At 69.1% G+C, this 11,452-nt stretch carries 6 protein-coding genes; 2 read left to right on the top strand and 4 right to left on the bottom strand.

Features of this window, described 5'->3' with window-relative positions; translation table 11 throughout:
• Positions 1-4: 4 nt before the first annotated feature.
• From NX780_RS22080 to NX780_RS22070, 3 genes are all read right to left on the bottom strand, one after another.
• Positions 5-1,510, bottom strand: coding sequence for a tripartite tricarboxylate transporter permease (locus NX780_RS22080; protein WP_258830043.1), 1,506 nt, complete (start codon positions 1,508-1,510; stop codon positions 5-7).
• Positions 1,511-1,516: 6 nt separating this feature from the next.
• The gene (locus NX780_RS22075; protein WP_258830042.1) at positions 1,517-1,981 is read right to left on the bottom strand and encodes a tripartite tricarboxylate transporter TctB family protein; all 465 of its coding nucleotides are present in this window, start codon (positions 1,979-1,981) and stop codon (positions 1,517-1,519) included.
• Between the two features lie 97 nt (positions 1,982-2,078).
• Entirely contained in the window at positions 2,079-3,056 is a 978-nt protein-coding gene (locus tag NX780_RS22070) for a tripartite tricarboxylate transporter substrate binding protein BugD (RefSeq protein WP_258830041.1), read from the bottom strand.
• Positions 3,057-3,405: 349 nt separating this feature from the next.
• On the opposite strand from NX780_RS22070, the gene NX780_RS22065 reads away from it, so the two are divergent.
• Positions 3,406-9,042: an alpha-2-macroglobulin family protein gene (locus tag NX780_RS22065; RefSeq protein WP_258830040.1), complete on the top strand. Its 5,637-nt coding sequence runs from the start codon at positions 3,406-3,408 to the stop codon at positions 9,040-9,042.
• Positions 9,042-11,117 carry a penicillin-binding protein 1C gene (pbpC, locus tag NX780_RS22060; RefSeq protein ID WP_258830039.1) on the top strand — a complete coding sequence of 692 codons (2,076 nt, stop codon included), beginning with the start codon at positions 9,042-9,044 and terminating at the stop codon, positions 11,115-11,117. The genes NX780_RS22065 and pbpC overlap by 1 nt, the downstream gene beginning before the upstream one ends.
• 158 nt (positions 11,118-11,275) lie before the next feature.
• On the opposite strand, the gene NX780_RS25340 is transcribed toward pbpC, so the two are convergent.
• On the bottom strand, positions 11,276-11,440 hold the full coding sequence (locus NX780_RS25340; protein WP_370663639.1) for an IS3 family transposase: 165 nt from the start codon (positions 11,438-11,440) through the stop codon (positions 11,276-11,278).
• Positions 11,441-11,452: the final 12 nt, after the last annotated feature.

Here is an 11,452-nt window from a genome sequence, read left to right as displayed (position 1 = left end):
ACGATCACTGATCTTCGTGGAAGGCTTCCTCGCGCTTCTTGCGCAGCGAAGGCAGCAGCACGACGATCAGGGCGATGGCGGCCAGCGCCAGCATGGTCGCGCTGATCGGGCGGGTGACGAAGACCATCGGGTCGCTGTGCGAGAGCAGCAGGGCGCGGCGCAGGTATTCCTCCATCATCGGGCCGATGATGTAGCCGAGCAGCATCGGCGCCGGTTCCGCGCCCAGCTTGGCGCAGATGTAGCCGAACAGGCCGAAGAGCGCCATCAGGTAGACGTCGAACTCGTTGTTGTTCAGGCTGAACACGCCGATCGCGCAGAACATCAGGATCGCCGGGAACAGGCGGTGGTAGGGCACCAGGATCATCTTGATCCACAGGCCGATCATCGGCAGGTTCAGCACGACGAGGAAGAGGTTGCCGAACCACATCGAGACGATCAGGCCCCAGAACAGGGCCGGCTGCTCGGTCATCACGGCCGGACCCGGCTGGATGCCCTGGATGATCATCGCGCCGATCATCAGCGCCATCACCGGGTTCGACGGGATGCCGAGGGTGAGCATCGGGATGAAGGAGGTCTGGGCGCCGGCGTTGTTCGCCGCTTCCGGGGCCGCCACGCCTTCGATCGCACCCTTGCCGAAGTTTGCGGAGTTGGGCGAGATCTTCTTCTCGATCGAGTAGGCCGAGAACGAAGCCAGCATGGCGCCGCCGCCCGGCAGGATGCCGAGGGCCGAGCCGAGCGCGGTGCCGCGCAGGACCGGCGCGACGATGCGCTTGAGGTCGTCCTTGCTCAAGAGCAGGCCCTTGACCTTCTTCATCATCAGGCTGCGGTCTTCGTCGTGCTCGAGGTTGCGGATGATCTCGCCGATGCCGAACATGCCCATCGCGACGATCACGAAGTTGATGCCGTCGGCCAGCTCAGGCAGGTCGAAGGTGTAGCGCTGGGCGCCCGAGTTGACGTCGGTGCCGATCAGGCCGAGCAGGAGGCCCAGCAGCACCATGCCGATCGCATTGAGCAGCGAGCCGCTGGCCAGCACGACGGAAGCCACCAGGCCCAGCACCATCAGCGAGAAGTATTCGGCCGGGCCGAACTTCAGGGCGAGGTCGGCCAGCGGCGGCGCGAACAGGGCCAGCAGCACGGTGGCGACCGTACCGGCGAAGAAGGAACCGAGGGCGGCGGTCGCCAGGGCCTTGCCGGCCTGGCCGTTGCGCGCCATCTTGTAGCCGTCCAGCGCCGTCACCACCGAGGATGATTCGCCGGGCAGGTTGACGAGGATGGCGGTGGTGGAGCCGCCGTACTGCGCGCCGTAGTAGATGCCGGCCAGCATGATGAGGGCCGAGATCGGCGGCAGGCCGAAGGTGGCCGGCAGCAGCATCGCGATGGTCGCGATCGGGCCCAGGCCCGGCAGCACGCCGACGGCGGTGCCGACGAACACGCCGATCAGGCAATAGAACAGGTTCTGGAGGGTGAAGGCCGTTTCCAGGCCCAGTCCCAGGTTGGCGAAGATTTCCATGCTTGATCAGCCTCCCGACAGCCAGGGGCCGACGACCGGCATCGGCAAGCCGAGCAGCTTGACGAAGAGGACGACGGCGAACACGGTCAGGCCGACCGCCAGCAGCAGGGTGGGCGCGAGCTTGAACTTCTTGCTGGCCCAGCTGGCCACCATGATCAGCACGAAGGCCGCCACGGCCAGGCCGGCCCCGCGCATCAGGAAGCCGAACAGCAGCACGGCGCCCAGGATCACCACGATGTCCTTGATGTGGAACTTGCCGATCGACTCGCCATGACCGATGAAGGAACGGATCACCCCTAGCAGGCCGACCAGGGCGAGCAGGCTCCCCAGCGCGGTCGGGAAGTAGGCCGGACCCATGCGGCCGGCGGTGCCCATGTCGAGCTCCCAGGCGTGATACACGGCGGAGAGCCCGAAGAAGATGAAGATGATGCCGATCCAGAAATTCTTCGGATGGCGGACGATGGAAGCCACTACGAACCCCTTGTTGCTGTCGTACTCGGTTAACGATGAACGCCGCGCGTCGGTCGGGGACCGGCGCGCAGCAGTGTGCCGCAGGCGTGCGGATGGATCAGTCGGCGTACTGGCCGGCCTTGGTGATGATCGGCCCCCAGCGGTCGATTTCCGACTTCAGGTGGGCGCGCAGGGCTTCCGGACGGGCGCGGTTATCCGCCACCGGTTCGGTGCCGAGGTCGGCGAAGCGCTGCTTGACGGTCGGGTCCTTGAGGGCCACGCGCAGGGCGTTCGAGAGCTGGTCGACGACCGGCTTCGGCGTGCCCTTCGGCGCGTACAGGCCGTGCCAGACGGCCACTTCGAAGCCCGGCAGGCCGGCTTCGTTCATGGTCGGCACGTTCGGCATCGAGGCCAGGCGGGTCTTGGTGGTGACGCCGTAGACCTTGACCTTGCCGCCCTTGATCTGGCTGGTGGTATTGGTGGTCTGGTCGCACATGATGTCGACCTGGCCGCCCAGCATGTCGTTCATCGCCGGGCCGGTGCCTTTGTAGGGCACGGTGGTGAGGTCGACGCCGATGGCGGTCTGGAACAGCATGCCGCACAGGTGCGAGGCCGAGCCCAGGCCGGCGTTGGCGTAGGTGACCTTTTCCTTGTTCGCCTTCACGTAGGCCAGCAGCTCCTTGAAGTCCTTGGCCGGGAAGTTCGCGCGCGCGATCAGGGTCATGGGCACGTCGGTGACCAGGCCGATCGGCTCGAAGCTGTCGATCGCGTTGTAGCTCAGCTTGCGGTACAGGGCCGGGGCGGTCGACTGGCCGATGTGGTGCAGGAAGATGGTGTAGCCGTCGGGCGCGGACTTGGCCACGCGCGCCGCGCCGATGGTGCCGCCGGCGCCGCCGACGTTTTCGACGATGATCTGCTGCTTGAGGGTGGCGCCCATGGACTGGGCGACCAGGCGCGCCACCGTGTCGGTCGGTCCGCCGGCGGCGAAGGGCACGACCATCGTGATGGTTTTCGTCGGATAGTTCTGCGCCTGGGCGCCGAAGGCGGCGCCGACCAGGGCGATGGCTGCGACGGAGCGCAGGAAGGTGGTTTTCATCGGTGTCATCCTCTAACTCGTGTTGTACGACGGTTTTTTATAGAGCGACGCAGGGTCCGCAATGCCGGCCGCGACGAATTCCAGCCTGCTGCCAGGAGCGTGCATACGCAGGGCTTGTTGTACCAGCAAATAGTCAAGTTTGCAACTACGTGGAAATGCGTATTGCATGCTTGCCAAGAATGATCCTGGACGGTCTTGTACACGTGTGCGGATGCGGCTTGCATGAGGTAGTGCAGGAATCTTGACAGGAAAGTAAGCGGCCCACACACTCGCCTTGCCTGTTGACCTGGGCCACGCACGCGCCGTGCGCGCCGCCTCGGGTCGGCAGTTTTGTTCGCTAGGGGGCGTGATGCGTGTTCTGGAACGGTGGGCCCTGGCCCTGTCTTTGCTGGTGTGCGTCGGGACGGCGCTGGCGCAGGAGGCCGGTGTCGAGGATTTCACGCCGCAGGGCCAGGCGAAGGCGGTGCGGCAGGTGACGGCGCGCTTCGCCACGCCGATGACGGCCTTCGGCGACCTGCGCGGGCCCATGCCCTTCGAGGTCGCCTGCAGCGCGCCCGGCGCCGGCCGCTGGGTCGACGCCCGCACCTGGAGCTACGACTTCGAGCGCGACCTGCCGGGCGCCAGCAGTTGCCGCTTCACCTTGCGCGCGGGGCTGCGCGACCTCGCCGGCCAGCCCCTCGGCGGCCAGCAGGAGTTCGCCTTCGGCACCGGCGGCCCCGCCGTGCTGCGCTCCCAGCCGCGCGAAGGCGACAGCATCGACGAGCAGCAGGTCTTCCTGCTCGGCCTCGATGCGCCGGTCACGGCGAACTCGGTCACGCGCGATGCCTGGTGCCGCGCCGACGGCATCGTTGAAAAGATCGGCGTGCGCATCCTGGAAGGCGAGGAGGCCGGGCCCCTCATGGAAGCGCGGCGCGACTTCGTGAAACGCCACAAGGCCGTGGTCGCCCTGCAGTGCCGCCGTACGCTCCCGGCCGGCGCCAAGGTCGCGCTGGTCTGGGGCAAGGGGATCGCGGCGCCCAACGGCATTGCAGTCGCCGAGGACCAGGAGCTGGCCTACCGCGTGCGGCCCGACTTCACTTTGTCCATGCGCTGCGAGCGGACCAATGCACGTGCCGGCTGCATTCCCTTCCTGCCGGTGCGCGTCGCGTTCAGCGCGCCGGTGGCGCTGGCACAACTGCGCGGCCTGGTGCTGGAGGAGACCGGCGGCAGGCGCCACCAGCCGGAGTTCGACGAGGAAGCAAAAGGCGGTTTCGCGAGCTCGCTGCGCTTTGCCGGGCCCTTCGCGGAAATGGCAGTCCTGAACCTGCGCCTGCCGGAGGGCTTGCGCGACGACGCCGGCCGTCGCCTGGCGGTGGCGAAGAAGAAGCTCAGCCTGAAGGTCGACCGCCAGCCGCCCCTGATCAAGTTCGCCGCACCCTTCGGCATCATCGAGGCGAAGGGCGCGCGCCTGCTGCCGGTCACCGTGCGCAATGTGGAAGCAGCGCTCGCCACCGCGGTGAGGAGCAGCGGCGCCAGTCTGCGCGTCGATGGCGAACAGGACGTGATGCGCTGGCTCGGTCGCCTGAACGCTCCGGGCAAGGATCCGTGGTATCAATCGGAGCAATCCGGGGACAGCCTCGATGTCTCCATCCTGAAGGGGAAGACCGAGGGCAAGGTCGAGCGTTTCGCGCTGCCGAAACCGAACGGGCGCCGCGCCTTCGAGGTGATCGGCATCCCCTTGAAGAAGCCGGGCTTCTACGTGGTGGAGCTGGGCAGTCCCATGCTCGGCAAGTCGCTCAACGAGAAGCCGCGCACGGCCTATGTGCGCAGCGCGGCCCTGGTGACCAACCTGGCGGCCCACCTCAAGCGCGGCGCCGAGTCCTCGCTGGTGTGGGTTACCTCGCTGGACAAGGGACGGCCGGTGGCAAAGGCCAGGGTCGCGGTGCGCGACTGCGAGGGCAAGGTCCTGTGGAGCGGCGTGACCGGCCCGGATGGCGTCGCGCACATCCGGCAGGAGCTGGCGCCGGCCAAGTGCGGCGACAGGCTGTTCGTCAGCGCCCGCAGCGGCGAGGACTTCACTTTCACGCTGTCGACCTGGCAGAAGGGAATCGAGCCCTGGCGCTTCCAGCTTCCCCAGGGGAGCCTCGACGAGGACACCCGCATCGTCGCCACCGTCTTCGACCGCACCCTGCTGCGTGCCGGCGAGACCGTCCACATGAAGCACTTCCTGCGCCGCAGGGTGGGCGAGGCCGGGCTCGCCCTGGTTTCCATGCGGGACAAGGCGCCGGCGCCCGGCTATGCCTGGCTGGGCGAGGAGACGGTAGAGCACACGCCGGTCCCGGGCAAGGCCTGGGTCGTCCACCAGGGCAGCGGCGACAAGATCGCGCTTCCCTTGGACTGGGATGCGGGCGGACAGGCGCACGGGGAGTGGAAAATTCCGGCGCAGGCCAGGCTGGGCGGCTACCAGTTGGTGGTCGGCGGCCAGGTGGCGGGCGAATTCCGTGTCGAGCAGTTCCGCGTGCCGACCATGAAGGCCATCCTCAAGCCGCCCGCGACGCCCGCGGTGGCGCCGCGCGCGGTCACGATCGACGCCCAGGTCAATTACCTGAACGGCGGGCCGGCCGGGCTTGCGCCGGTTACCCTGCGCAGCGCGGTCGAGGACCGGGGCGTCGACTTCGACGGCTACGATGGCTTCAGTTTCGGCGGAGAAGACCTCAAGGAGGGCATCGAACAAGGCCCGGAGAACCCCTTCGACATGGAGGACTTCGGCGAGGAGGACGAGGAGGAAGCGGTGTCGGAAGGGACGCGCCATGGCGATGCGCCGAACGTCCAGAAGTTGAACCTCGATACCAACGGCGCCGCGCGCATCGCCATCAAGGACCTGCCGGTGCTGGACCGGCCCCGCAGCCTGCTGGCGGAGCTGAGCTGGCAGGACGCGAACGGCGAAACCCTGAGCACATCGACGCGCGTGCCGCTGTGGCCTTCCAGTGTCGTGGTGGGGATCAGGACCGGCGAGTGGATGAACCGCGAGCGCATCCGCTTCGACGTCGTGGTCCTGAACGTCGACGGCAAGCCGGCTCCAGGGGTGGATGCCGCGGTCGACTTCTTCCAGCGTTCGACCAGCGCGCACCGCCGGCGCCTGGTAGGCGGCTTCTACGCCTATGAATCGAGCACGGAGATCAAGCGGCTCGAGGGCGCCTGCGGCGGCCGCACGGATGCGCGCGGGCTGCTGGCCTGCGATCTGCCCGCGCCCGGCCAGGGCAATATCATCCTGCGCGCCCGTGCGAGCGACGCGCAAGGCCGCGTCTCGGTGGCGCGGCAGGACATCTGGGTGGCCGGCAAACGCGACAACTGGTTCGACGTCTCCGACAACGACCGCATCGACCTGCTGCCGGCCAAGCCACGCTTTGAGGCGGGCGAAGAGGCGCGCTTCCAGCTGCGCACGCCCTTCCGCGACGCGACCGTGCTCGTCACCGTCGAGCGGGAAGGCATCCTCGACAGCTATGTGCGCCAGGTGAGTGCGGGTGACCCGACCGTGACGATTCCGGTCAAGGCCAATTACGCGCCGAACGTGTTCGTCTCGGCCATGGTGGTGCGCGGGCGGGTGGCCGGGGTCAAGCCGACGGCGCTGGTGGACCTGGGCAAGCCTGCCTATAAACTCGGCATCGCGCCGATCAAGGTGGGCTGGGCGCCGCACGAGCTGAAGGTCGCGGTCCTGCCCGAGCGCCAGGTCTACAAGGTGCGCGAGCGCGCCGCGGTGCGGGTCAAGGTGACGCGCGCGGATGGCAAGCCCCTGCCCGCGGGCGCGGAAGTGGCGCTGGCGGCGGTCGACACGGGCCTGCTGGAGCTGATGCCCAACGATTCCTGGAAGCTGCTCGATGCGATGATGCGTCCGCGCAGCCAGCAGGTGGAAACCTCGACCGCGCAGATGCAGGTGGTCGGAAAGCGCCACTTCGGCCGCAAGTCGGTGGCGCATGGGGGCGGGGGCGGGCGCGGCGCAAGCCGGGAACTGTTCGACACCCTGTTGCTGTGGAAGGGCAAGGTGGTGTTGGACGTGAACGGCGAAGCGGAAGTGGCCGTGCCGCTGAACGATTCCCTGACGGGTTTCCGCATCGTGGCGATTGCCAGCGCGGGCGCGGGGCTGTTCGGCACCGGTTCCAGCGACATCCGCAGCACCCAGGACCTGATGCTGCTTTCCGGCTTGCCGGCCCTGGTGCGGGAGGGCGACAGGCTGCGCGCCGGCTTCACCGTGCGCAATGCCTCGCAGGGCGTGCTCGACGTGCGCGTGGGCGCCAGCATGGCGGCCGACGCTGCGCCGGCGCAGGCCTTGCCGGCACAAACCGTGAAACTGGCGCCGGGCGCCGCGCGCGAAGTATTCTGGGACGTCACGGTGCCGGGCGCACGCAGCCTGCGCTGGCAGCTCGACGCAAGCGCAGGCGCGGCGAAGGACAGCCTGCGGGTCACGCAGCAAGTGGCCGAGGCGGTGCCGGTGCGCACCTTGCAAGCCACCCTGGTCCAGCTCGACGCGCCGAAGAACATCACGGTGCAGCGCCCGCAGGACGCCTTGCCCGGCAAGGGTGGCGTGCGCACCACCCTGAGTCCGCGCCTGGCCGGGAGCCTGCAGGGCGTGCGCGACTACATGGCGCAGTATCCCTATACCTGTTTCGAACAGCGCACCTCGAAAGCCGTGGCGCTCGCCGATGCGGCGATGTGGGACAAGGTGGCGGCGACCCTGCCGGCCCATCTCGACGGCGACGGCATGCTGAAGTATTTCGCCGGCATGGGGCAGGGCGACGATGCCCTGACGGCCTATGTGCTGTCGGTGACGGCGGAAGCCGGCTACCCGATACCGGACGAACAGCGCGAGCGCATGGAAAGTGCGCTGCTGGCCTTCGTCGAAGGACGCATCGTGCGCGGGAGCGGCCTGCGTACGGGCGAGCTGGCGGTGCGCAAGCTCGCCGCCCTGGAGGCCCTGTCGCGGCGCCAGCCGGTGCGCGAGAACTGGCTGCAGTCCTTCCGCATCGAGCCCGTTCTATGGCCGACCTCCGCCGTCATCGACTGGTACCTCATCCTGAAGCGCTCGCCCGGGCTGGCGCGCCACGACACGCTGCTGGCGCAGGCCCAGGCCATCCTGCGTACCCGCCTGAACCTGCAGGGCACGACGATGGGCTTCTCGACCGAGCGCAGCGACGACTGGTGGTGGCTGATGGCCTCGCCCGACGTCAATGCCAACCGCCTGCTGCTGGCCATGCTCGACAACCCGCAGTGGCAGCCCGACATCGGCCGGCTGGCGCGCGGCGCCCTGGGCCGCCAGCAGCGCGGACGCTGGAACACGACCCTGGCCAATGCCTGGGGCGTGCTCGCCATGCGGAAGTTTTCGCGGACGCATGAGGCGACGCCGGTCACCGGCAGGACTGCCGTCGAACTGGGCGGTAATCGCTGGAACGGCGCCGTGCCGTCGACAGTCCTGCAGGCCTGGCCGCAAGGCGCCGCCACGCTCGCGCTGCGCCACGAAGGCGCGGGCAAGCCCTGGGCGACCGTGCAGAGCCTGGCGGCGGTGCCGCTGAAGGCGCCGCTCGGTTCCGGCTACCAGATCCGCCGCACCGTGACGCCGGTCAGCCGGCAGGCGCCAGGCGCCTGGGCGCGCGGCGACGTCTACCGCGTGCGCCTCGAACTCGAGGCCCAGGCGGACATGAACTGGGTTGTGGTCGACGACCCGATCCCCGCCAGCGCCAGCATCCTCGACACCGGCCTGGGCGGCGACTCGCAGCTCGCCACCGGGGGCGAGCGGCGCACCGGCTGGGTCCAGCCCGACTTCGAGGAACGCACCAGCGGGGCCTTCCGCGCTTATTATTCCTGGGTCCCGAAAGGCAAGTGGAGCATCGAGTACACGGTCCGCCTGAACAACGACGGCCGATTCAACCTGCCGCCGACCCGGGTGGAAGCCATGTACAAGCCCGAGATGTTCGGCGAGGCGCCGAACGCGCCGGTCACCGTGGGGCGCTGATGCGACGCGCCTTCGCCGTCCTGCTGCTCGCCCCGGCGCTGGCCTGGGCCGCCATGCCCACGCCCGCCGAGGTGCGCGCGCTCTGGCGGCCGTCGGAGGCGCGCCTGCTGGATCGCCACGGCGTGCCGCTCGAATCGGTGCGGGTCGACCTGCAGGCGCGCCGCGGCGGCTGGGTGCCCCTGGCCGACATCTCGCCGGCGCTGGGCGCCGCCGTGCTGCAGGCGGAAGACCAGCGCTTCATGCAGCATGACGGCATCGACCTGCGCGCCGCCGGCCAGGCCGCCTGGGACAATCTGTTCCGCCGGCGGCCACGCGGCGCCTCGACCATCACGATGCAGCTGGCCGGCCTGCTTGACCCCGGGCTGCGCGCGGCGAAGGACGGCCGCAGCTGGGCGCAGAAGTTCGACCAGGCGCTGGCCGCGCGTGAGCTCGAAGCGGGGTGGAGCAAGGCGCAGATCCTGGAAGCCTACCTGAATCTCGTCACCTTCCGCGGGGAGTTGCAGGGCGTGGGCGCGGCCTCGCACGCGCTGTTCAGCAAGGCGCCCTCCGGGCTGGACGTGGCCGAGTCCACGATCCTGGCGGCCCTGCTGCGCGCCCCGTCAGCCCGCCCGAAACAGGTGGCGCTGCGCGCCTGCCAGCTGGCGGCGGAGCTGAAATCCGCAACCGGCTGTCCGGCCATCGAATGGCGCGCGGCAGCCGCCCTGGCGCGCTCCGGAAACGCCGGCAAGCCCGGGGCGCCGCAGGCCTGGCGCGCGCTGCTGGGCGGCGGCGGCGCGAACGTGCGCACCACGCTGGATGCTTCGGTGCAGGGCGCGGCCTTGGACGCGCTGCGCCGCCACGTGCGCGAGCTGGCGGCGCGCAATGTCGGCGATGGCGCCGTCGTCGTGATCGACAATGCGAGCGGCGAGCTGCTGGCCTGGGTCGCCAACCTGGGCACGAGCGAAGTCGATGGCGTGCTGGCGCCGCGCCAGGCCGGCTCCACCCTGAAACCCTTCCTCTACGGGCTCGCGCTCGAGCGGCGCCTGCTCAGCGCCGCGTCGCTGCTGGACGACAGCCCGCTCGACGTCGCGGTCGGCAGCGGCAGCTACGTGCCGCAGAACTACGACCGCGCCTACCGGGGCTATGCCAGCGTGCGCACCAGCCTGGCCAGCTCGCTCAATATTCCCGCCGTGCGCACCCTGCTGACGGTGGGCGAGGAGCGCTTCCACGGCCGCCTGCAGGCGCTCGGCCTGGCTACGCTGACCGAGGACGCTGATTTCTACGGCCCATCGCTGGCCCTCGGTTCGGCCGACGTGACCCTGCTGGCGCTCGCCAATGCCTACCGCACGCTGGCCAACGGCGGCCGCTTCGGCCCGGTGACCCTGCGGCCGGTGGCAGCCAGGCCTTCTACGCGCGTGCTGGATCCGGCCGCGAGCTGGATCGTCAGCGACATCCTGTCCGACCGCGGCGCCCGCAGCCCGACCTTCGGCCTGCGCAACGACCTCGCCACCGCCTACTGGAGCGCGGCCAAGACCGGCACCAGCAAGGACATGCGCGACAACTGGTGCGTCGGCTACAGCGACCGCTACACGGTCGGGGTCTGGGTCGGCAACTTCAACGGCCAGCCGATGTGGGACGTGTCGGGCGTCTCCGGCGCCGCGCCGGTCTGGCGCGACGTGATGGACTACCTTCACCGCGAGCGCCCCGGGAAGCAGGGCGCGGCCCCGGCAGGTCTCGTGAAGCGGAAGGTGCGCTACGCGCCGGCCCACGAGCCGGCGCGCGAGGAATGGTTCCTGAAGGGCACCGAGACCGCACTCGTCGAAGCGGTGCCGGCGGCGCGGCGCGCGCCCCGGATCGTGTATCCGCCGGACGGCAGCATCCTGGCGGTGGACCCGGACATTCCCGACAGCGTGGAACGCATACAGTTCCGGGCCGAGGGCGCGCCGGGCCACCACTGGCGCCTCGACGGCGCCGTTCTCGGGCCTGCTGCCGAACCCCTGGCGTGGCGCCCGCTGGCCGGCGAGCACGAACTCGAGCTGGTGGACGCCGCCGGCAAGGCCGTGTCCACCAGCCGCTTCGAGGTACGCGGGAACTAGATGGCCCTTACTTCGCCTGCAGCGCCTCCTCAACCTGACACCCGGACAACCTCGGTGTCAGGTCTGACATTCGGACACGAGCTCAGCCGTTGACTGCTGTTACAGTCGAGTCTGTGTCCGTTTGTCAGACCTGAGGTGGTCCGGATATCCTGGACAAGTTATTTAGGCACAGGGAATGCGGCCTCGACGGCGGCAGGCGTTTGATAGCCCAAGGTTTGATGGAGCCGCTGCTTATTGTAGTACGTCTCGATATAGTCACGAACCACAGCCTTGCCTTCGTCCCTCGATGCAAACAGGCGCTCGTGCATCGCTTCGTTCTTCAGGTTCGAAAAGAA

It is taken from the genome of Massilia agri (assembly GCF_024753255.1).
Classification (GTDB): Bacteria; Pseudomonadota; Gammaproteobacteria; order Burkholderiales; family Burkholderiaceae_D; genus Telluria; species Telluria agri.
Note: the sequence above shows the minus strand (reverse complement) of the source record. Positions and strands in the feature narration are given on the sequence as shown.

Bases quoted from the DNA above. Each gene is read 5' to 3' on its own strand.
- NX780_RS22065 (WP_258830040.1), top strand. From the start codon at position 3,406: ATGCGTGTTCTGGAACGGTGGGCCCTGGCCCTGTCTTTGCTGGTGTGC.
- NX780_RS22080 (WP_258830043.1), bottom strand. From the start codon at position 1,510: ATGGAAATCTTCGCCAACCTGGGACTGGGCCTGGAAACGGCCTTCACC.
- NX780_RS22070 (WP_258830041.1), bottom strand. From the start codon at position 3,056: ATGAAAACCACCTTCCTGCGCTCCGTCGCAGCCATCGCCCTGGTCGGC.
- pbpC (WP_258830039.1), top strand. From the start codon at position 9,042: ATGCGACGCGCCTTCGCCGTCCTGCTGCTCGCCCCGGCGCTGGCCTGG.